This is a genomic window from Treponema sp. OMZ 840, assembly GCF_050937815.1.
GTDB lineage: Bacteria > Spirochaetota > Spirochaetia > Treponematales > Treponemataceae > Treponema_C.
The window spans coordinates 98,667-120,811 of the sequence record NZ_JACDIJ010000003.1 but is presented as its reverse complement, the minus strand read 5'-3'; the positions used below and the strand labels follow the sequence as shown (position 1 = coordinate 120,811).

At 45.3% G+C, this 22,145-nt stretch carries 20 protein-coding genes and 1 tRNA gene; 15 read left to right on the top strand and 6 right to left on the bottom strand.

All coding sequences use genetic code 11. From position 1 onward, the window contains the following. Nucleotides 1-47 precede the first annotated feature (47 nt). From H0R92_RS06240 to H0R92_RS06220, 5 genes are all read left to right on the top strand, one after another. Nucleotides 48-542, top strand: a complete 495-nt coding sequence (locus H0R92_RS06240) for a DNA-deoxyinosine glycosylase (RefSeq protein WP_432962237.1) — start codon at nt 48-50, stop codon at nt 540-542. A 152-nt stretch (nt 543-694) separates the two neighbouring features. After that, nucleotides 695-997 carry an ArsR/SmtB family transcription factor gene (locus H0R92_RS06235; protein WP_432962235.1) on the top strand — a complete coding sequence of 101 codons (303 nt, stop codon included), beginning with the start codon at nt 695-697 and terminating at the stop codon, nt 995-997. Between the two features lie 34 nt (nt 998-1,031). After that, nucleotides 1,032-3,125 carry a heavy metal translocating P-type ATPase gene (locus tag H0R92_RS06230; RefSeq protein WP_432962233.1) on the top strand — a complete coding sequence of 698 codons (2,094 nt, stop codon included), beginning with the start codon at nt 1,032-1,034 and terminating at the stop codon, nt 3,123-3,125. Nucleotides 3,126-3,156: 31 nt separating this feature from the next. Continuing rightward, nucleotides 3,157-3,504 carry a hypothetical protein gene (locus tag H0R92_RS06225; protein WP_432962231.1) on the top strand — a complete coding sequence of 116 codons (348 nt, stop codon included), beginning with the start codon at nt 3,157-3,159 and terminating at the stop codon, nt 3,502-3,504. Further along, complete coding sequence (locus tag H0R92_RS06220) at nt 3,486-4,109, top strand: HD domain-containing protein (RefSeq protein WP_432962229.1); 624 nt, start codon at nt 3,486-3,488, stop codon at nt 4,107-4,109. The genes H0R92_RS06225 and H0R92_RS06220 overlap by 19 nt, the downstream gene beginning before the upstream one ends. A gap of 40 nt (nt 4,110-4,149) precedes the next feature. On the opposite strand, the gene H0R92_RS06215 is transcribed toward H0R92_RS06220, so the two are convergent. From H0R92_RS06215 to H0R92_RS06195, 5 genes are read right to left on the bottom strand one after another with little or no spacing between them, the layout of a single operon-like run. Then, nucleotides 4,150-5,979 carry a methyl-accepting chemotaxis protein gene (locus tag H0R92_RS06215; protein ID WP_432962227.1) on the bottom strand — a complete coding sequence of 610 codons (1,830 nt, stop codon included), beginning with the start codon at nt 5,977-5,979 and terminating at the stop codon, nt 4,150-4,152. 29 nt (nt 5,980-6,008) lie between these two features. Further along, nucleotides 6,009-6,557: a GNAT family N-acetyltransferase gene (locus H0R92_RS06210; protein WP_432962225.1), complete on the bottom strand. Its 549-nt coding sequence runs from the start codon at nt 6,555-6,557 to the stop codon at nt 6,009-6,011. Then, the gene (locus H0R92_RS06205) at nt 6,557-7,012 is read right to left on the bottom strand and encodes a flavodoxin domain-containing protein (protein WP_432962223.1); all 456 of its coding nucleotides are present in this window, start codon (nt 7,010-7,012) and stop codon (nt 6,557-6,559) included. Before H0R92_RS06205 ends, H0R92_RS06210 begins: the two co-directional genes overlap by 1 nt. A 17-nt stretch (nt 7,013-7,029) precedes the next feature. Then, nucleotides 7,030-9,639, bottom strand: coding sequence for a polynucleotide kinase-phosphatase (locus H0R92_RS06200; protein ID WP_432962221.1), 2,610 nt, complete (start codon nt 9,637-9,639; stop codon nt 7,030-7,032). Continuing rightward, on the bottom strand, nt 9,620-11,029 hold the full coding sequence (locus H0R92_RS06195) for a 3' terminal RNA ribose 2'-O-methyltransferase Hen1 (protein ID WP_432962219.1): 1,410 nt from the start codon (nt 11,027-11,029) through the stop codon (nt 9,620-9,622). The genes H0R92_RS06200 and H0R92_RS06195 overlap by 20 nt, the downstream gene beginning before the upstream one ends. A 200-nt stretch (nt 11,030-11,229) precedes the next feature. Here H0R92_RS06195 and H0R92_RS06190 point away from each other — a divergent pair. From H0R92_RS06190 to H0R92_RS06175, 4 genes are all read left to right on the top strand, one after another. After that, nucleotides 11,230-11,301, top strand: a tRNA-Val gene (locus tag H0R92_RS06190). A 158-nt stretch (nt 11,302-11,459) separates the two neighbouring features. Further along, the gene (locus tag H0R92_RS06185; RefSeq protein WP_432962217.1) at nt 11,460-12,479 is read left to right on the top strand and encodes a thiamine ABC transporter substrate-binding protein; all 1,020 of its coding nucleotides are present in this window, start codon (nt 11,460-11,462) and stop codon (nt 12,477-12,479) included. A gap of 66 nt (nt 12,480-12,545) precedes the next feature. Further along, nucleotides 12,546-14,099 (top strand): ABC transporter permease, encoded by a 1,554-nt coding sequence (locus H0R92_RS06180; protein ID WP_432962215.1) that lies wholly within the window; start codon nt 12,546-12,548, stop codon nt 14,097-14,099. Further along, a complete protein-coding gene (locus tag H0R92_RS06175) occupies nt 14,096-14,788 on the top strand; it encodes an ABC transporter ATP-binding protein (protein WP_432962213.1) in 693 nt (230 codons plus the stop codon). Before H0R92_RS06180 ends, H0R92_RS06175 begins: the two co-directional genes overlap by 4 nt. 27 nt (nt 14,789-14,815) lie before the next feature. Here the strand turns inward: H0R92_RS06175 and H0R92_RS06170 are convergent, their stop codons facing one another. Then, the gene (locus H0R92_RS06170) at nt 14,816-15,901 is read right to left on the bottom strand and encodes a 6-phosphofructokinase (RefSeq protein ID WP_432962211.1); all 1,086 of its coding nucleotides are present in this window, start codon (nt 15,899-15,901) and stop codon (nt 14,816-14,818) included. Nucleotides 15,902-15,975: 74 nt separating this feature from the next. On the opposite strand from H0R92_RS06170, the gene H0R92_RS06165 reads away from it, so the two are divergent. The 6 genes from H0R92_RS06165 (at nt 15,976) to H0R92_RS06140 (ending at nt 22,023) form a co-directional block, all read left to right on the top strand. Then, nucleotides 15,976-18,231, top strand: a complete 2,256-nt coding sequence (locus H0R92_RS06165) for a putative glycoside hydrolase (protein ID WP_432962208.1) — start codon at nt 15,976-15,978, stop codon at nt 18,229-18,231. A 90-nt stretch (nt 18,232-18,321) separates the two neighbouring features. Next, nucleotides 18,322-19,353, top strand: a complete 1,032-nt coding sequence (locus H0R92_RS06160) for a phosphatase PAP2 family protein (RefSeq protein ID WP_432962205.1) — start codon at nt 18,322-18,324, stop codon at nt 19,351-19,353. Continuing rightward, nucleotides 19,350-20,762 (top strand): tRNA uridine-5-carboxymethylaminomethyl(34) synthesis GTPase MnmE, encoded by a 1,413-nt coding sequence (gene mnmE / locus H0R92_RS06155; RefSeq protein WP_432962203.1) that lies wholly within the window; start codon nt 19,350-19,352, stop codon nt 20,760-20,762. The genes H0R92_RS06160 and mnmE overlap by 4 nt, the downstream gene beginning before the upstream one ends. A 2-nt stretch (nt 20,763-20,764) precedes the next feature. Then, on the top strand, nt 20,765-21,376 hold the full coding sequence (locus H0R92_RS06150) for a hypothetical protein (protein ID WP_432962201.1): 612 nt from the start codon (nt 20,765-20,767) through the stop codon (nt 21,374-21,376). Between the two features lie 87 nt (nt 21,377-21,463). Then, entirely contained in the window at nt 21,464-21,706 is a 243-nt protein-coding gene (locus H0R92_RS06145; RefSeq protein ID WP_432962198.1) for an AbrB/MazE/SpoVT family DNA-binding domain-containing protein, read from the top strand. Next, entirely contained in the window at nt 21,694-22,023 is a 330-nt protein-coding gene (locus H0R92_RS06140; protein WP_432962196.1) for a type II toxin-antitoxin system PemK/MazF family toxin, read from the top strand. The genes H0R92_RS06145 and H0R92_RS06140 overlap by 13 nt, the downstream gene beginning before the upstream one ends. Nucleotides 22,024-22,145: the final 122 nt, after the last annotated feature.

Below are 22,145 nucleotides of genomic sequence, written 5' to 3'. Positions count from 1 at the left end.
CTACAGTACCCTTTATCCGCCCTTATTTTATTACAAGGTACACGTCTATGCATCCCGATACGGTCATTCATCCCTTTGAACCCGTTTTTGACGATAATTCGCGCATTCTTATTTTGGGCAGCATGCCTTCTCCCCGTTCGCGCGAAAACGGTTTTTATTACGGCCACCCTCAAAACCGTTTTTGGAACGTTCTTGCCGCCGTTTTTGAAAAGCAATGTCCGCGTACAAACGAAGCAAAACGTACCTTTGTTTTGCATGAAGGGATTGCGCTTTGGGATGTCTTGCATTCCTGTTCGATTGCGGGGGCCGACGACGCTTCCATCCGCGAGCCTCGGGTTAACGATTTATCTGCGCTTATTAAAGCCGGCGTAAAACGCATATATACGACGGGAAAAATGGCACATCGTCTGTATACGGCCTATTGCGCACCGCAGACCGGTATAAAAGCGGTGTATCTTCCTTCAACAAGTGCGGCAAACCGCGGCCGCTGGCCGCTTGAAAAGCTTATAGAAGCCTACCGGATTCTCGCCGAACCGATATAAAGCTGCCCGGCATACCGGGATGTAAAATCTTTTATATCAAATTCATTTTTATTTAATACTCGTTCCGTTTTACATCGGTTTTAAATTAAGGACTTGACAAGTTTTAAATATCGGTATATAAACATATGAACAGATAATCATATGAGGTAAAAATGAATACACAGACAAACGATTTTGATGAAGAAAAACTCTACGATTTAGCCGATTTGTTTAAAATTTTCGGCGATACCACACGCATAAAAATTCTGTACACGCTGCGGAAAAAAGAATTGTGCGTAAACGATTTGGCTCAGGTTTTAAATATGACGCAATCGGCGGTTTCGCACCAATTGAAAATTTTGCGCCAAAGCAAACTGGTACGCAACAGACGCGAAGGAAAATCGCTTTTTTATTCGCTGAACGATCATCACGTCGTTACGATTATAGATCAGGGTATGGAACATATTTGTGAGTAAATACGGCATATTATAGAATATGAGGAGGAATAGAATGGAACAGGTACACTGCGGCGATTCGTGCGGCTGCACACACGAACATTCATGCGGGCATGAGTATGCCCATATACATACTCATAATCATGTGCATAAAGAAGAGTGTTGCTGTGCGCATGAGCATTCTCATAAGGAAGAACACGGCTGCGGCTGCGGATGTTCTCACTCCCACGGTTCAAGCTCCCATATGGTTTTGCGCGTCGTACTGACGGTGCTGACCTTTGCCGCACTTGTATTGCTTGAAAAAGGTCCGCTTTTTTTTATCGGCGAACAAAGGATTGCCGCCGTGCTTTTATACGCGATTCCCTATCTTATAATCGGCTATGATATTTTATGGAGCGCGGTAAAAAATATTTTGCGCGGCGAAGTGTTCGATGAAAATTTTTTAATGTCGGTTGCAACCGTCGGCGCGATGATTTTGGGCGAATATACGGAAGCTTCGGCGGTTATGCTTTTTTATCAAATCGGAGAAGCTTTGCAGGGCTACGCGGTAAACCGTTCAAAAAAATCCATAACCGCTTTGATGGACATCCGCCCCGATTATGCAAACATTGAAAAAGACGGCGGTTTGGTTCAAGTTCCGCCTTCTTCGGTTGGAATCGGAAGTACGATTGTGATAAAACCCGGAGAAAAAATACCGCTGGACGGTATAATAGTTGAAGGCGAAAGCAGTTTAAACACGGCCGCTTTAACAGGAGAGTCTTTGCCGCGCGACGTACAAACCGGAGATGCGGTTTTGAGCGGCAGCGTAAATTTGCGCGGTCTTTTAAAAGTAAAGGTAACAAAGGGCTTCGGCGATTCGACCGTTTCCAAAATACTTGAAATGGTGGAACACGCGGCCGAAAAAAAAGCAAAAACGGAAACCTTTATTACGCGCTTCGCCCGCGTATACACGCCTATTGTCGTATTCAGCGCCGTTTTTCTTGCGGTTTTGCCTCCGCTTTTTTTCGGCGGTCAATGGGCGGTATGGGTACAGCGCGCTCTCATATTTTTGGTTATTTCCTGCCCCTGCGCCCTTGTCATTTCGGTTCCGCTGGGCTTTTTTGCGGGCATAGGCTGCGCGTCAAAGCACGGTATTTTAATTAAGGGCGGTAATTATCTTGAAGCTTTGGCGCACGTACAAACCGCCGTGTTCGACAAAACGGGCACGCTTACGCGCGGCGTTTTTACGGTAACCGCCGTTCACGCCGATACAATCAACGAAGAACAGCTTCTCGAATTGACGGCTGCCGCCGAGCGCTATTCAAACCACCCGATTTCCTTATCGATAAAAGAAGAGTACCGCAAACGCACGGGGGGAAATGTCGAAGGCCCCTTGTTCGAAAAGCGTGTTACAAACGTAAACGAAATTGCGGGGCAGGGTATACGCGCCGTTGTCGACGGAAAAAACATTTGCGCGGGAAACTCGCGTCTTATGGATTCGATTAACGCAAAATGGCGCCCTTGCAGCAGTTTCGGAACCATCGTTCACGTATCGGTAGACGGATTTTATGCCGGCCATATTGTCATTACGGACGAGCCAAAGCCGCATTCCGCAGAAGCCGTGCGGCAGTTAAAAAAAACCGGCGTAAAACAAACCGTTATGCTTACCGGAGATTCCAAAGCCGCAGCGGATTACATAGCCGAAAAACTGGGTATAGATAAAGTATATACGGATTTACTGCCGGCCGGAAAAGTTGAAATGGTGGAAAAACTGCTTGCGGATAACGTTCAAAAGGCAGGCGGCGAAAAAAACGCAAAAAGAAGGGGAACGCTTGCATTTACCGGCGACGGCATAAACGATGCCCCCGTACTTGCTCTTGCCGATGTCGGCATTGCAATGGGTGCGTTGGGAAGCGATGCGGCTATAGAAGCTGCGGATGTTGTTCTTATGGACGACGATCCGGTAAAACTTCCCTTGAGTATCCGTATAGCGCGGCGCAGTCTTACGATTATCCGCGAAAATATCGCTTTTGCGCTCGGTATAAAAGCGGTTGTGCTGATACTCGGCGCATTCGGCATTGCGAATATGTGGACGGCCGTTTTTGCGGATACGGGAGTCGCCCTGCTTGCGGTTTTAAATTCGATGCGGGCTTTAAAGATACGGTCTTGAAAGAACGGAAGAATGTGATATAATACGACTTATGACAGATAAGAAAAACTGCTTTGCCGGGCAAAACATAAAAAAACGCGCTTTCGGTAAAATGCTTTTTCTGTGTGCTGCTTTGTTTTTTACCGTTGTGGTTTTTACACAGTGCGATTGGTTTGCGCCGGCCGAATATGTCCGCGTGCACACATATAACAAAACGGCGGAACCGCTTTCCGTTTCAACCGGTAAAACTTTTCTTGATGTGATTATTCCTGCCGATGCCGATGTGATTATATCGGTTGTAAAAGGCGTGCGCATTTCGGCAATCGGGAAAACATCCGGAAACATATATGCAACCCGCACCTTTTACCGCGACAACGAAGTGTGGATAATCAATCGATAAAGGTTTTTAAAGCTATGAACACTCGCCTCGAACAGCAAATGAAATTTATCTTTGAACTCGAAAAGCTGAAAGTCGTATACAGGCAAAACGGAACGCACGGCGGCAAACGCCGCGAAAACAGTGCGGAGCATTCTTGGCACGTGTCGATGATGGCCCTTGTACTGCGCGAATACTGCAAAGAAAAAATCGACATTGAAAAAACGCTTACCATGCTTTTAATTCACGATGTTGTGGAAATCTATGCGGGAGATGTTTTTTTATACGACGACAATGCGCGCGAACGGATAAAACCCGCAGAGCGCGAGGCGGCGCATAAAATATTCGGCTTATTGCCCGAAGACCAAAAAGAGTATTTTCTTAGCACGTGGGAAGAGTTTGAAAAAGCCGAAACAAAGGAAGCGCAGTACGCCCTTGTGCTGGACAATCTTCAGCCGCTTTTAAATCATTATGCCGTCAACAATCAAAATATTGTTGCAAAAAAGCTTTCCAAAGCGCAAATCGTTGCCAAAAAAACCTTTATAAAAGATTTTTCCGACGAGCTGTGGCGCTTTGCCCTCAAAATAATCGACGACAGCGTCACAATGGGCTTGTATAAAAACGAATAACCGTTTTTGAAAATCGGAATCGTTTTTTCAGTTCAAAATATTATACGGTCAAGCGGTTTAAGTGATTAACCACTTGGGCAAGCGCTTCGGTATTTTTTTTGCCTGCATCTACAACATTGTTTGCCGATTCGCTTATCCGTGCCGCGCTCGAATCTATGTTTTTCATACTCGCGCTTATTTCCTGCGACGCTTCAACAAGTTTTGCCGTTTCCTTTCCCGCTTCGGTATTTTCGGTCAGCATTTCTACGGAGCCTTCTTTTACTTTTACCGTAATATCGTTAATTTCGCGGATAGCCTCAAGCACTTGAGTACTGCCGGAGCTTTGTTCGCTCATCGTGTTCATAATTTCGTTGCTGCGATTACGTACCGATTCCAAAAGGTTCATAATATGGGCAAACTGTTTTTCAGCCGTATTTGCCGACGCGCTCAATGCTTCTATTTTATCTTTAAGTTCTCTCAATACCGTTGTAATCGTTTTTCCCTGCACGCTTGATTCCTCGGCAAGTTTTCTGATTTCATCGGCGACAACGGCAAACCCTTTGCCGGCTTCTCCTGCATGGGCGGCTTCAATTGCGGCATTCATTGCCAAAAGGTTTGTTTGTGAGGCGATGCTTTGAATCACATCGCTCGCTTCCAAAAGCCCTTCCGAACTGTCATTGATAACTTGTACGATTTCCGCCGTACTGCTGATTACCCGGTTTCCTTCCGCAGCCGCCCGGTTCAGTTCGTTGATTGAGTCCATATTACCGGTTACAACGGTACTGACCGCTTGCATATTTGCGGACATTTGCTCGATAGTTGCAACGGATTCGGTTACGGCTGTCGATTGACTTGCAATGTTCGTATCCAGTTTTTCCAGATTCCGCGCCGTTTTTTCCAAAGTGGTTTGCGCTTTAAGTACTTCCGCCGCTTGATTTTGAATCTGATCGTCTACTTGAAAAATATTATCGGTAATATGATGTACGGCTTGTAACGTTTCTTCCATATTTGAAGACAAGTGCTCGGAAGCTTCGTTGAGTATCGCAACCGTATGCAGTAAATCCGTAAGAAATTGTTTATTAAACGTCAAAAAAGTGTTAAAATCGGCAGTTAAACAGGCAAGCTCGTCACGGGAATCGATTCGGACCGGCTCTTGCCGGTAATTTCCTTCGGCCAATTTTTGTATACTGTCTTGCAGCAGCATTATCCGTTTTGCCGTCAGTTTTGCCATCGATACCAGATTTAGAATTGCAAAAAACAGTCCGTATATAAAAACGGGCAAAACGGCGCGAAAAAGTACGGTGCCGACATTATCGCCGGGACGCAAGCGCAAAAGAGGAACCGCACAAACAAAGACGGTACCCATCATACAGGAAAAGCCTATAAGTGCAATGCCGTTCGGCATCGCGCGTATGCGTTTTTTATCAATAGGAACAAATGCCGCCCATTTTTCCAGTATCCGGACAGTTTGCGCGGCGAAAAAGGGCGCCATTACAAAAATATTCCCGCTTGTAATAAGCATAAGAGCAAAAAATAAATTCGTATCGGTAATAAACTTTTTTTCCACACCGATAACAATCGGGCCGAATAAAGCCAGGGCAAGCGGAATCATCAATAAAAGCTTTTCATACAGTAAAATATTTTTTTGCGCTTTTACCGCATCTTTTTCCCAATCGATAACCGGCCGTAAAATAAAATACCGCTTAAGCAGCGGCACAAGCGCAATCAATACAATGATACAAAAAAAAGATTTTGATTTTACGACAAGGGCAATACTGCCGGTTGCACCGAAAATCAAATTGGTTGCAAAATTGCCCGCAACCCAGCCGAAATTCGTCAAATAATCAAACAACAAAAGTGTTTTCGGAATCCTCCGTTCTTTTTTTTCCATAAGCCGACTTCCTCCTTATATATGCCGGTTTACCGGTTTTTATAAAAATCGCAGGGCAGTATATCCATCAATATGACATTGTGAGCTTTGCCGCCGTACACATGGGCTTCCCGTATTTCGCCGATTTTTTTAAAACCGACTTTTTCGTAACAGCGGATTGCACGCTTGTTAAAGGCATAAGTTCTTAAAAATATATTGTGCAGGTTCAACACCTTATAAGCGTAATCAATTAAAAGCGACATTGCTTCAGTTCCGAAACCTCTTCCCCAGCAGCTTTTATCGCCGATAAAAATACCGATTTCGGCCGTCCTGTGCAGATGATTTATATTGACCAAGCCGACGTTTCCGATAAGCGTGTCGTTTTCGGCATTGACTATTGCGTAATCCTGCTCCGTAGGAGAGCCTGCGGCCAGTTTTTGCAGCAATTCTTTTTCACCTTCAAGGGGAATGACGGTCGAAGCAAGGGTTAAATTTTCGGTTACTTCGAGGTCGTTAAGCCAGCGCGTATAGGTTTCCGCATCGTTTACGTCAATCGGCGAAAGATAACATTTTGTTCCGCTTAATTTTTTAAAGTACATTATGAGGCCTCCGTGAGTTTTTTTAAAAATGCCGCGGCATTTTGGACATCTTTTTCGTCGGGATGATTTTTTGCAATTCCGCCGAACAATTTGAAAAATGCGAAGGTATCAAAGCCCTTGCATTCAAAGGAGCCGAGCACCTCAAAACCTTTTTGTCTTAAATATGCGGAACATCTTTTTGCGAAAAATCCTTTTCCCATGCCGCTGGTACAAAGAATAAAGCTTTTTCGGGGGAGGGCTTGTTCGCGGTTTTTTATAAAACGCTCAACGGATGCATGAAGTTTTCCTGCATAGATACCCGATGCAAAGCCGACCGCTTCGTAAGGGGAAAGATCGGCGCTTTCGGCTTCTTTTACGGTTAAAAGGTCGATATTAAGGTTTTTAACCGCTTCTTTTAATAAGCGCTCCGTATTTTTGTGATGGACCGAAGCATAAATAATTGCCGTTTTTTTCATAATATGTTCTCCTTAATTTATAAGCGCGGGTCTACGGCTTCGCTTTCGAGAGCGAGGACTGCAAAGACGCTTTCATGAATTCGTCTTAAAGGTTCATTTTTGACAAAACGCTCAAGGGCTTCAATGCCCAATGCAAATTCCTGCAAGGCAAGGGAACGCTTTTTTGCCAAGCCGCGTTTTTTTAAACGGGACAAATTTTCCGGCTCGCAGTATTCGGGGCCGTAGATGATGCGAAGATATTCTTTGCCGCGGCATTTAACCGCCGGCTGAATAAGTTCATGTTTACCGCTGCGTGCGGTAAAATCATAGGGTTTGATAACCGTTCCTTCTCCGCCCTTTGCCGTAAGCGAAAGCCACCAATCTACGGCATTCCGCACGTCGGTTTCACTTTCCGTGTCTACGATTTTATACGGAGTAAGCTTAAAAAGCTTTGTATCGGCACGGCAGATTTCTTTTATATGCTCCATGTGCCATTCATGATTTTTATCCGCGTGCACGCAGCCTTCCGTTGCCAAAATGTGAAAGGGTGCAAGTTTATAATCATCGATACTTTTTACATCCCAGCAATAGTTCCGGTACGAGGTAACGAATTTATGCGCCGCATCTTGTTTCCGTAAGAATTTTTCAAAAAGAGGCTGCGCGTCTTCAATTCCGCGCTTGGAAGTCGGCTCTAAAACCCCAACCGCTTCCGAAAGCGCATGAACTGCCGCCGAACCGGTAGAAGCATATTGGCTGCGCAACAAACTTTGAGCCTTTGCAGACCAGGGCATAAGTTCGGCATCCAGACACACCCAATCCGTATTATGCTTTTCCCAAAAGCCGGAGCCTTCCAATGCATTTTTAATTTTTTCCAAAAACGCCGTTTCTACCGCCGGATCGTTAAAAAAATTCCGTCCGGTACGTGTGTAGCAGACTCCGATACCTTCATTTTTAATACCGAACCTTTGTTCCGCAGTTTTTTCGTTTTTGCAGATGACAAGGACGGCTCTGGAGCCCATGTGTTTTTCTTCCAGTATGATTCTTTTTATGCCGCGGCTTTTATAATAATCAACCGCTTCAAGCGGGTGCTCCAAAAAATCGTCGAGACTGCTTGTTTCGGACGGCGACATTGTGGGAGGAAGGTAAATCAGCCATTTAGGATTTACGGCAAAGCGGCTTACCGCTTCAAGCGCGGCAATCGAATTTTCTTCACGGATCAAAATATTGTTTTTTAAGCGTGTTTGAATAATCCGTCTTCCGCTCACATCTTCAATATCCAGTAAATCGTCGTCTTCATGCTGTAAAGAAAATGTGTTTTCATTTTTTGCCTCGTCTTTGTTTGAGAAAATGTTTTGCGGCATCTCAAGCGGGCGGACAGAATCCGCATAGGCTTTGCGCGCCTTAACCGATATAAGTTCTTCTTCCGGGTAACGCAGGGCGGTTAGGGAACCTCCGAATACACAGCCCGTGTCTATATCTATAGTATTGTTAAGCCATTGCGCCTCGGGTACCGGCGTATGACCGTAGACGACTTTTGCGCGCCCGCGGTATTCGGCTGCCCAATTATGGCGTACCGGTAAGCCGAATTCATCGGTTTCTCCGGTGGTCTCTCCGTATAGACAAAACGAGCGTACCGCTCCGGAACCGCGCCCGTGCATTTCTTCTTTCAGCCCCGCATGAGAGACGACAAGCTTTCCCCTGTCCAAAACATAGTGGCTGATTAAATCGTTTAAAAAACCGTTTACATCGTTTTTAAAAGCATCGGATTCGCTTTCAAGCTGTTTGAGCGTTTCCGCCAAGCCGTGTTTTTCCTGTACGGTTTTTCCGTTCAGTTTTTTTTGCAGCTTCATATCGTGATTACCGGGCACACAGAGGGCGCTTCCGCTGCGCACCATACTCATTACCAGCTTCAGAACGGCAGGTGAATCGGGGCCGCGGTCAACCAAATCGCCTAAAAAAACGGCTTTGCGGTTTTCCGGATGACGTATATTAAGACCGTAATTTGTTCCGTTATCTTCTACCGAATCGACGGAATAATTCAGTTTGTGTAAAAGTTCAAGCAGTTCGTCATAACAGCCGTGAATATCTCCTATTATATCAAAGGGGCCGCATTCGTCGGTTTTATCGTTATAAAGTTTTTCGCGTACAATCGCGGTAACGGCATTAACCTCTTCTTCTGAGCGTAAAATATGGATTTTTGCAAAGCCTTCCCGTTTTAAAGATCTGAGCGACTGTTTTAAGTCCTGCATTTGCCGCTGCAATGTACGCCGGGAAATCGTTCTGTCGGTGCGATTTGCGTTACGCTCCTCGCAGATTTCCTGAGGCATATTAAAGACAATCGCTACGGGCAGCGCATGAAAAGAGCGTGCAAGATCGATCAGTTTTTTTCTTGATTCCTGCTGAACGTTTGTCGCATCCGCAACCGTGAGCAATCCGCTTTTTAGGCGCTTGGAAATAATAAAATTAAACAATTCAAAGGCATCGTGTGTAGCCGCCTGATTGTTTTCGTCATCGGAAACGATTCCGCGGCACTCGTCGGAAGAGACGATTTCGTACCTGCCGAAATGTTTTTTTGCAAAGCTGCTTTTTCCGGAGCCGGAAACGCCTATGAGTAAAACCAGTGAAAGTTTAGGTATGCTGAGTTCCATACGTAAATACCGCCATTTGACACGGCGCTCCTATTGTGTTTTCTTCTTCGCCGACCGGAAAAATCACAAGGCTGTAGCCGTATGTTTCGGCCGTTTTTTGTGCCCAAGCTTTGAATTCGGCGCGGGTCCATTCAAAGCGGTGATCGGAATGCCGCAGTTTTCCCGCCGCGAGATTTTCATAGTGCACATTGTATTCTCTGTTCGGCGTGGTAAGGACGATTGTGTGCGGTTTTGCATATTTAAAAACCGATTTTTCCAAGGCGCTTAAACGGTTTTCGTCAAGGTGTTCGATTACTTCCACAAGGGCGGCCGCATCAAAACCGGAAAAGCGTTTATCGCGGTATGTTACCGAACTTTGAAACAGGCTGATTCTTTCTTTTTGCTTAGGCGGCATTTCTTCCCAATGAAGCCTGTCCTTGCATTTTGTCAATTCCGAAAAGGACACATCGGTTCCGGCTATCCGTTGAAACTGCCGTTCTTTTAAAAGAAGTTTTAAAAGCTTGCCGTCTCCGCAGCCCAGGTCGATAACGCTTTCGGCCCCGCTTGCTTTTAATTGTTCGGCAACCGTCTGCAGTCTCAGATCGTGCAGCCGCTCCTTTTTTTCACGCTGAACAGGGGTGTCGGTGTTTGCGTCTTCTTCCGGGGCTTCTTCCTGAGCGGACAATATTTCAAAGGCCGAGCGCACAAGAGAACGTATATTGATTAAATAGCGGGAAACGATAAGATCTTTTTCAGGATGATTTTCAAGCCAGCCGCGTCCTTTTTGCAAAAGTTTATCCACTTCATCCCGGGTAATAAAATAATGCTTTTCGTTATCGGAAACGGGAATCAACACATATAAATGGGAAAGCAAATCTTTAAGCGTGATGTTGTTTTTGAGCGTAAGGGAAAAATACTTTCCGTATCCCCAATCGGTAAACTGCGTGTCCAGTATGTGCCGTTCGGCTTCAACCGTGTATCCGAGAGGCTCAAATAATTTATTGATTAAAACCTCTCCCCCTTTCGGTGCGGGCAGTACGGAAATCCGTGCCGTCAAATTGAGGGGAATATCAACGAGTTCCGGGTGTTCTTTACAGCTTCCGTTCATGGCGCTTGAAAAGGTTTTTGAGATTGCCGAACTTAAAAACGAAGATGCCGCATAGGGGCGGTCATTCACGTATTGACCGAGTAAAAATTCTTTTCCGGCAAAATTTTTGGCATTGCGCACCATGCCGATCGGATCTATGTCCAAAAGCAGGGCTGCCGTCGTTTTTTCCTCCGAGTATTCGGGGTAAAATACGTGAGCCGATCCCACGGATAATTCAACCGTTTGGAGTTTACCGGGATGTTTATGCAGTAAAAAACTTAATGCACCGGAGCCTTGCCCCTCGGCGCTTATGGTCAACAACATTGCGGATTTCCTGTGATTGGAATAACTCGGCTGCCCCAAAACCGGAGTTTTTGAACAGCTCTGTTATGAGTATATAAAAAATCGGGCAGGCATTCAATCGGAAAAAAAGGAATACCGGCGGTTTACACAAAACTTTCTTTGTGCTATTCTGAATCATCACACATTGAAAATTGCTATTTTTTGCGGTGTGCCTATTTGTCGGACGATTAACTCAGCGGTAGAGTGCTACCTTCACACGGTAGAAGTCACTGGTTCAAACCCAGTATCGTCCATACCCGTCTTGCTAAAAAAATGAATTACGGCTATACTGCTTTTCATACCGGGGTGTTAACGTGCGGATTTTCAAGTCCGACCGTTTTCTGAGAGCAAACCCGCAGGACGGCCGTACGGCTGTCCCAACCTGATCCGGACAATACCGGCGGAGGAAGTTATGAAGACTCGTCTTTGTATTCTCTTTTTATTAATTACTTTTATTGCAGTTCTCCCCGCAAAAGGAAAAACCGACGTTTCCGATGCGCGGGCGAAAGAGGTTGTCGTTTACGCATACGATTCGTTTACAGCAGATTGGGGGCCGGGCCCCGAATTGGTAAAACTCTTTGAAGCCGAAACGGGTTACAAATGTACGCTTATTTCCGCAGGAGATGCGGTGCAAGTACTTACTCGTGCAGCTTTGGAAAAAAAAGCTCCGCAAGCGGATGTTTTGCTTGGTATAGATAATAATCAAGTTGAAACGGTAAAAAATGCGGATGTTTTAAAAGCATATAAACCGGCACATGCCGACCGCCTTATTCCCGCAGGGTTGATTTTGGATTCCGAGTGGAAACTAACACCTTATGATTGGAGTTATTTTGCCCTGATTTACGATACGCAATCGGGAACCCCTGCGCCCGAATCTTTGTCGGATTTGACAAAGAGCATATATGCAAAAAAATTGATTTTAATGGATCCGCGCACTTCAACACCCGGCTTGGGTTTTGCCGCATGGACACGGGCCGTATTCGGCGACACGTATCTCGAATATTGGAAAGCCCTTAAGCCGAGCATTTTAACGATGGCTCCCGGCTGGGATGCAGGTTACGGTCTTTTTACGGCGGGAGAAGCGCCGCTTGTTATAAGCTACACAACCAGCCCTGCGTATCATGCCGAATACGATAAAACCGACCGGTACAAGGCTTTGATTTTCGATGAAGGGCATATTATGCAAATTGAAGGCGCAGGGTTGGTAAAGGGGGCGCCGAACGAAAAGGGCGGTAAAGCTTTTTTGGACTTTTTAATCGGTGAAAAGGCACAATCCGTGCTGCCGCTTACTCAGTGGATGTATCCTGTTAATGGGGGAATTGCTTTGCCCGATTCCTATAAGGCAGCACCCAAAGCTCAAAAGACGCTCACTTTGAAAAATGCGGAAACCGAAAAAGCCGCACGGGAAATAACATCCCTTTTAGCAAAGTAATTGTTTTTTTCAAATATCAGGCGGATTATTGCCGCTGCAAGTATTTGTATTTTTATATCGCTTTGTGTGATTTTTTTGCTTGCTTTGGGAGCGGCTCTCACTCCCTTAGCGGCACGGCAAGGCGAGGTTTTATCTTTTTCGTTGTTTTTTTCGACTGTAATACCGCCTGCCGTTTACACAGTTAAAATTGCCGCATTGTCAACTTGCATAGCCTTATTGGTGGGGATCCCTGCAGCGTTTTTTACCGCAAACCGTACCTTCGCAGGCCGGCGTTTTTTACTTGTACTGTCGGCCGTCCCCCTTTCCGTTCCCACTCTTTTAATTGCTTTGGGCTTTGTCGGGGTTTTCGGAATCGGCGGAAGTTTTAACCGAATGCTCAAAGCCGTTAGCCTTTATACCGGTTTTGCGTTGCAAAGCGAACCGGTTTCGTTTTTATATTCATTTTGGGGGATTATCATAGTACAGGGGTTTTATAATTTCCCCTTAGTTATGCGCTTGTGTTCGGATCTGTGGCAGCGCCTTCCCCAAGAAGAAGCGGATGCAGCACGTCTTTTGGGGGCGTCGGAATGGAAGGTGTTCCGCACAGTTACCCTGTATCAGCTTGCACCTACTATCGCATCTTCGGCAATGCTTGTTTTTTTATATTGTTTTTTCAGTTTTATCATTGTGCTGTTGTTCGGATCCGCAGGAGGAACAACATTGGAGGTTGCGGTATACCGTTCCGTCCGTACTTCTCTTAATTTTAAAGAAGGTGCGCTTTTTGCTTTGACTGAAACTTTTATTGCCCTTTGTTTTGTTTTCCTATACAGCCGCTTTGAACAAAAAGGCAGGCGCAGCAGCGGTCTTACGGGAACAAAAAAAACGGCGGAAAATCGTCCGCTGCAAACAAAAAAAGAATACGCATTGTTTGCAGTCGTTTTTATTCCGGTTATATTGTTCTTTTTGTGGCCGCTTTTTGCGGTTTTAAAAAATGCCGTTACGTATAAAGGTTCTCTTTCTTTAGCCGCTTTTTTACAGCTTTTTTCCCGCCCCGCTTTTTGGACGGCTTTACTGAATACCGTTAAAAGCGCCGCAGCCGCCGCCGCGGCCGCCGTTACGGCCGGATCCGTGTTTGCTCTTTTTGTACATAAAATCGATCCGTTCAAAACCAAGGTACAGCTGCGTTTTATTCCTCTTATTCCGATGGCCGTTTCATCAATTGTGTTGGGCTTCGGGATTATAGTACTTGTCAAGCAAGGCAGTCCCTTAACATTAATTGCCGTCCAAAGCGCTTTACTTTGGCCGCTTGCTTTCCGCTATGTTTCTTCGGCTGTTGACAGAATTCCCGAATTGACATTGGATGCGGCGCGTCTTTTGTCGCCGGATCCGTTGGATTCTGTTTTCCGCATACAAATACCGCTTTTATACCGCAGCATTATATCGGCATTCGGTTTTTGTTTTGCGGCTGCAAGCGCCGATGCATCTTTGCCTCTTCTTTTATCGATACCGCGTTTTGAAACCCTTGCTCTTTTTACATATCGGCTTGCAGGTGCGTATCGCTTTAACGAAGCATGTGCCGCAGGCAGTGTTTTGGGGTTTTTGGCAATAGCCTTTTTTATATTGGGAGATCGGCTTAAATGAGCTATGTTGAAATTATCGGCCTGCAAAAAACGTGGCCGGAGATAAAAATCGATTTTTCGTGTTCTATAGAACGAGCAAAGATGCTCGGTATTGCCGGCCATTCGGGCAGCGGAAAATCCACCGTATTGCGCCTTATTGCGGGCTTGATTCAACCTGATTCCGAAAAAAGCGATACGCCGTTTGTTTTGTCGGTCGGCGGAAAAAGCATAAAGCATATGTCCCCGGCAAAACGCGGCTTAGGTATGGTTTTTCAAAACGCCGCCCTTTTCCCTCATATGAGGGTTGATGATAATGTTGCCTACGGTTTACGTTGTACCGGAATGGGAAAAAAACAAAGCCGCCGCGTTGCGGCCGAATTCTTAAAAAATTTTGCTCTCGAAGGCTTTGCGGAACGCTATCCCGAATCTCTTTCCGGCGGAGAGGCCCAGCGCGTAAGTCTTGCCCGTACCCTGATTGTCCGTCCTTCCCTTGTGCTTTTTGACGAACCCTTTTCATCGCTGGACGCGCCGCTTCGTAAAAAGTTGGCATCCGATATACGCGATTTGCAAAAAAAAATCGGCTTTACCGGAATTATCGTTACCCATGATATAAACGAAGCAAAGGCAATGTGCGACCATATAACGGTTCTAAAAAAAGGAAGGCAAACATGGACGGGTTCTCCAGAGGATTTTAGCGAAGCGTTTATCTAAAAGTTTGCCCATATAAGATATACGCTTTTATTCGCCGAAACAAGTACCGGCAGCCCTGCCGCATAACAGAACGCTATCGTCCATAGGAACGTTTTTTGTTTTGCCCGCGACTTTTTTTAACGGTACTGAAGTTAAAGTTCCGTTTACAAAGGCAACCATTGTGCCGAATTCTCCGCGGGCGAGCATATGCGCCGCTTCTACGCCGAATTGGGTTGCTAAAATTCTGTCGTAGGGAGAAGGAGTGCCGCCTCGTTGTAAATAGCCTAAAACCGTTACGCGGGATTCCAAACCCGTTGCCGCTTCAAGTTCATGGGCGACACGGTATGCGATGGAATGAGGCATCGCCTTGCGGCTTTGTTTGAAGGTTTTTTTGTCCATATCGGTTTCGCTTTCCGAAAGAGCGCCTTCGGCAACTACAACGATTGAAAAAGCTTTACCCGCATCTTTACGTTTTTTTAAATGTTTTGCAATACTTTCTATTTTGTAAGGAATCTCCGGAATAAGAATAACGTCGCCGCCGCCTGCAACGCCTGCATAGAGGCCGAGCCAGCCGGCCTTGTGTCCCATTACTTCGATTATCATAATACGGTTGTGGCTGTGGGCGGTTGTATGTATACGGTCTATAGCTTCGGTTGCAACGGTAACGGCGGTATGAAAGCCGAAAGTAATGTCCGTACCCGCCAAATCATTGTCGATTGTTTTGGGCAATCCTATAACGTTTAATCCTTCTTCCTGTAAAAGAGCGCCCGTTGTGTTCGTACCGTTTCCGCCGATAACAACCAAGGCGTCTAAATCCCATTTTTTATAATTATGTTTTATGCTTTGAACCGCGGTAAGTCCCGTTACGGGATCTTTTACGGGATTTTTAAAAGGTTTTTCGCGGGATGTACCTAAAATCGTTCCGCCGCGGGCTAAGATACCGGAAAAATCGTCCGCTTTTAATTCACGGCAATTTCCCTGTATAAGACCGCGGTAACCGTCTTTGATACCGATTACTCTCATGCCGTATTTATCCATAGCGGTGCGTGCTACACCGCGGATTGCCGCATTTAATCCGGGAGCATCTCCGCCGGATGTTAAGATACCGAAGGTTTTTACAACGGGTTTATTCATATAGGCCTCTTACTTTACAGTATAACAGTCAGCCCCCTTTCACGCAACCGTTTTTTATGCTAAAATATAAACCTATGCAAGTCAAAAATATACGTTTTTTTATTGCCGCTTTGTTAAGCTTCGGAACGATTCTTTTTGCCCAAGTTCAATATCCGATACAAACACCCCCGCCGGCGAATGTACAATCATCTGTTGTTTCTTCCGTCCTTTATAAAAGAAATCCGTCTTATAATGAAACCCTTATCGGAAATGCAAAGGGGCTTTTTGCCGTTTCCTCTTTAGCCGTTGTTCCGTTGTGGACGGAAGGGGCGGTCGATAAAATCCTATACGGCAACGGGTGGTTTTTTTTAACCTCGAAGGGGGTTTTGTTCAGTTCCGATTTAAAGACCTTTCAATTGCGTAACGAGGGTTTACCGGTCAATACAATAAAAGAATTTGACGGCAGTCAAAAAAACTTTGTGCGTGAAGTCCGTCCTTTAAAAGATTTGGAAATGCTTGCTTCAAATGAAAATGTATTGGTTACATTGACAAAAAATGAAGTGTTTATAAGTAAAAATGCGGGACTCAGTTGGCAGTCTCTCGGGTTCAGCTCTAAAACAAGCGGAGGAAAAGCCGTCGCGGCGGCTATGATGGATGAAGTTACCCCGTCAGGTATAAAAAAAGTTTTAACGGTTTTTCACTCGCACGCGCTATACGGCCTTTCGTATATTTTCCCCGATGTTCCGGGGGCGGTTTGGACGGATATCACGCAAGGATTTGAAGCTGTTCCGACCCTGCCGTATATGGATGAAATTGCCGATATCGGGATTTTACCTTTAAGAAATTCCGACGGGAGCATACAAGAAACGGTTTACCTTACTCAAAGTTTTTTGCCCCGTTTATATCGTTTGGATTGGGAAAGCAAATCGGGTACTCTTATTGCAAAGGGAACGGAGGCCGCCGATACATGGGACGGCTTAACCTCTGCCGGCAAATACCTTGCGTTTATGAGTATGGACGGCTTGGTTGTATACGATCCCTTTTCTTTTTCAAGTTTGCCGCAAAACCCCGGTACGGAAAAAATAAAAAAAATCCTTTTTGAAATACGGGAAGTGCCTCGCTGCGGTTGGTTTCCCTCGTGGATGACAGGTTTGGGAACACCTCTTTCTTTGAATGAATTATGGCTTACTCGTGCGGGTTCCGTTCAATCGGGTTATGAAGATAAAATCAAAAATAAAAAAAGTCTTTATGTGCCGGCAGGACAAGTATTAAGCAAAACGGGCATAGACAAATTTTCGGCTATCATAGAAAAAAACAACTTGAACAGCCTCGTCATAGATATGAAAGACGATTACGGGCTTTTGCGTTATCGTTCAACCGACCCGCTGGTAATAAAAAAAGCGCAAGAAAGCAAATATGCCCTTGACATAGACAGCTTTGTCGAAACATTTAAAAAGAAAGATATTTATCTTATAGCGCGTATTGTTGTTTTTAAAGACCGTAATTTATATAAGTGGAACGGCGGCGCCTATGCGGTTTGGGATTCCAAAAAAAATACTCCGTGGCTGGGAGTACGGGGCGTTGAAGACGTGCCGGGCGAAAACGGAAATCAAGCGCAAAAGAAAACGGTTTTTTACGATGAATATTGGGTAGATCCCTATTCGGAAGAAGTGTGGGAATATAACACGGCAATAGCGAAAGAACTGATAGGACGCGGCTTTGATGAAATTCAATTCGATTATATACGCTTTCCCACGGACGGGAAAAATATTTTTGATGCTCAATACCGCTGGCGGGATAAGGGTATGGATATGGAAAGTGCATTGATTTCATTTTTAGCCTATGCCCGCAAAAACATAGATGCGCCCATAGCGATAGATATTTACGGAGCAAACGGCTGGTATCGCAGCGGCACACGCACGGGACAGGATGTTGAATTGATGGCCCCGTATGTGGATGTTATTTGTCCCATGTTTTATCCGAGTCACTTTGAGCAGGATTTTTTAGCGTATACGCCGATTATCGAACGTCCCTACCGTGTGTACTTTTACGGTACGTATCGCAATACCGTAATCGCGCGTTCGCAAGTATTGGTTCGGCCGTGGATTCAAGCGTTTTATTTGAACGTATCCTTTGACCGGCGTTTTTACGACAAGGATTACGTTTTGCGCCAAGTCTACGGCGTACGGGATGCGGCAGATAACGGCTATATGTATTGGAACAACTCGGGACGCTATACCGATTTAAGCCCCGATGTCGGAAACATACACACAGGGAACGTTTACCCGTGGGAAAAAGAAAAAGCAATGCGGGATAAAACTTTCCGTAAACCGGCAGTATCGAATTTTTAAAAAACGATGTAAAATAAAAGCGGTATAAACGGTTTTGTTTATCCGCATGTGCGCAGGGTACATATTCTATTTGTTTTTATAGGAGGTGCTATGTTTTCGGAATCAGTGTATGAATGGGGTTTGCAAGTTATAAAAACGGTACAGCTTATAAAGTCCGCGCCTTTAACGCTTTTTATGAAAGCGGTTAGCTTTTTATCGGACCCGAAAGCCTATACTCTTTTTTTACCCCTTGCTTTTTTATGCATCGATGAAAAACGCGGTATGAAGCTTACAATGAGCGTCTTTTTTGCCGGCTCTCTTAATACGGCGATAAAAAATGCACTTAAAATTCCGCGCCCGTACATACGGGACCCTTCGGTCGGCTTGGACAGCGTACACGGATATTCTACGCCGTCAGGGCATTCCCAATCGTCCGCTTCATTTTGGCCGTATTTTATCCGTCTTTTTTTCCCCCGCGCAGCACAAAAGGATAAAGCCGTACAAAATAAAACGGCTGTGCGCGTTTTAAAGCTTGTATGCGCCGTAGGGCTTCCCCTTTTAATCGGTTTTTCGCGTGTATATTTGGGCGTTCACTATCCTTCGGACGTGCTTATGGGTTTAACCTTGGGTTTTTTATTTTCGGCGGGTCTTATTTTATTCGGCCCGCATATTGAATGTTTTATAAACCGTTGTGCGCGTATATTTAAAATTTTGATACTCGGCCTTATAACTGCCGGTTTAAATGCCCTTTCTCCTGCGGACACATCGATGAACGCCGCTTTTTTCGGCTTCGGTTTCGGTTATATCTTGTTAAAAGAACAAGGCGGTTTTTGCGCATCAAAGGGGTCGGCAGCTCAAAAGATTTTGCGCCTTGCACTCTGTGCGGCTGTATGCGCGCCCCTTTTCTTTGTTTTAAAAACTTTTTTTCCGGGAACGGAAAGCGCATACTATCAGCTATTCCGCTTTTTGCGCTACGGTATCGTTTCTTTTTGCGCCGGCTTTGTCGTTCCCAAACTCTGTATAATCCTTAGGTGCGCGCAGCCTTTTTCTTGTGCATGTGCCTCCGGCACAGGAGCATCTGTCGTCGCTCAAGATGCCGAATCGGGTATCGTTTCGGATAAAAACGGGAAAAATCGATTATGAAACGCTATGCTCCTAACGAAGCCGTCGCCGCTGTTGCAACCGCTCTTGGACCTTCGGCTCTTGCCGTGATACGCACATCCGGAGCGGACTGTATAAAACTCGTAAGCACCGTTTTTTCACGGTCGCAAACGCTTTTAAAAGCCGAAGGAAACAGCCTCGTATACGGTTGGATTCAAAACGGAACCGAAAAAATAGATGAAGTAATGCTCGGCGTATACCGCGCGCCCAAAAGTTTTACGGGCGAAGATATGGTTGAAATTTTTTGCCACGGCGGAACTTCGCCCGTGCTTGCCGTTTACCGATTGCTTTTGCAAAACGGCTTCCGCGCCGCCGAACCCGGCGAGTTTTCATTTAGGGCCTTTATTAACGGCAAAACCGATTTAACGCGCGCCGAAGCGGTAAAGGAAATCATCGATTCGAAAACGGAAGTTTCCCGAAGCCGTGCATGCGGCCGTCTTGCCGGTTCTTTATACGAAGAATTGGCGGAAATAAAAAAAGCGGTTATCTTTGCCCTTTCCGGCTTGGAAGCCGATATTGAATATCCCGAAGATGAAAATGCCGTATCGGGAGCCTTTGATCCGGCACACTTAATAGAAGCGCGCGACAAACTTGCCTCTCTTATTTCATCGTGGGAGTGCGAAAAACTGTATCAAGACGGGGTGCGTATGGTATTGTGCGGGCGGACAAATGCCGGAAAATCGAGCTTGTTCAACGCTCTTTTAAAAGAAGAGCGCGCCATTGTTTCGGACATTCACGGCACAACCCGCGATTGGATTGAAAGTTGGCTTTCTTTCGGCGGCATCCCCGTCCGCCTCTTCGATACGGCAGGTTTGCGCGAAACCGAAGATATAGTTGAAAAAGCGGGCGTCGAACGGACTATGGACTTATCGTCCGAAGCGGATATTCTTTTATACCTTATAGATTCAAGCCAAGGTGCCGCCGAAGAAGACAAACGTGCTATAGAGCGATTGGCACAACATGGAAAGCCCCTTGTCATTGTATGGAATAAAATCGATAAAGTGAAAACAGCCGCCCAAAGCGAAACGCTGCAATCCGCGCCGGATGCGGAAAAAGGCGGCGCCTTTAACGGAACGGCACAAGTTAGAGTCAGTGCAAAAAACGGGCAGGGCATAGACGATTTGACCGAAACCGTACAAAAACTGCTTTTTGCCGGCATTCACACCGAGCGGGGGCAATCGGGCTTCGGTTCGCTGCGGCAAAAACAAGCGGCCGACGAAGCCTTGGAATCTTTAAACCATGCGATTGCGGTGCCGGATACGGGACTTTCTTTAGATGCCGCCGTTCAGGACATGGAAGACGCATTGGCTTTTTTAGGAGAAATAACCGGCGAAGTCAGCCCCGACGATATTTTGGAAAATATTTTTTCACGCTTTTGTGTCGGAAAATAACGATGAAAAAATCCGTACTGTTTATTGCAATGGCAGCTTCTCTGTTTGCGATAGGAACAGCTGCCTTTGAATGGCCGATAATCGATACGATTACCGAATTTCTTTTTCTCCCCCTTGCCGGATTTATCGGCATCGCTTTTTTAGGTTCTTTTGCGCTAAGCGTTATGTACGCATGGGATTATCGAAAACGGCACCGGTTTTGTTTTATTCCCTTAATCATACAAATCGTTACGGTTTTTATTATATTCTTTGTTCCGTTTACCCGCTTATGGCTCAAGTGGAATTTTCTGCATTACAAAGAAGAGCGCGAAAAAATAGTCAAAAAGGTTATAGCAGGAGAATTAAAGCCCAATGTTGAATATAACGGCTCCTTAATTGAACTTGATTCGTCTTTTCCCCTCGTTTCTTTGGGCGGCAATCAAATTGTCGTAGAAACAAACGACGGCAAACCCTATGTGTTTTTTTATACATACCGCGGCATATTGGACAATTATGCGGGCTTTTTATATTTGCCGAAAGGAGGCGATCCTTCACTCTTTTATGATTTGTATGAAGAGTCCCGAACCGAAATAGAAAAATTGCAACCCGATATCTATTGGGTTTCTCATCACTGACCGTTTCGGCATTAAAAAAAATTCCGCTTGCACATATCGCAAAAACAACATATAATTACAATGTAATAACGTATACAGAGGTGCAGTATGTTGGTATCCCTTATCCCGATAGGTAATTCCCGCGGCATAAGATTGCCGAAAATTGTTTTAGACAGATTGTCCGTAAAAGATAAAATGGAAATGGAAGTAACGGAAAAGGGTATTATGCTTTCTCCCGTAAAAGACCCTCCGAGACAGGGATGGGCGCAAGCCTTTTGCGATATGCATCGAAACCGAGAAGATATATTGGAAGAGATACCCGATTCAAGAGATTTTGAATGGGAATGGTAATTGCACAATACGAGGTCTATCTTGTCAACCTCGATCCGACAGTCGGCCATGAAATAAAAAAAACACGTCCCTGTGTGGTACTCTCCCCGAATGAGATGAACAATAATATCGGCACCGTGATAGTTGCCCCCATGACTACAAAATCCCGTTCATATCCTACGAGGGTACCGGTAAAATTTGACGGTAAAAACGGTTGGATTGTACTGGATCAAATAAGAACGGTCGATAATGTCAGGCTTGTAAAAAAAATGGGAAAAATAAGCCCCAAAGCGGTTAAACAGGTAAAAAACATTATACGGGAAATGCTGGTTGACTAAAAAGCCGTCCGGATTCGGAGAGTTCTGCCGCACCCGAATTCTCAATTTGTAGGTACTTGCACTTTTTTAATAACTGAAAACGAACGAATAAAAAAGGGGTTGTCTTAAAAGCCGCGAGCTTT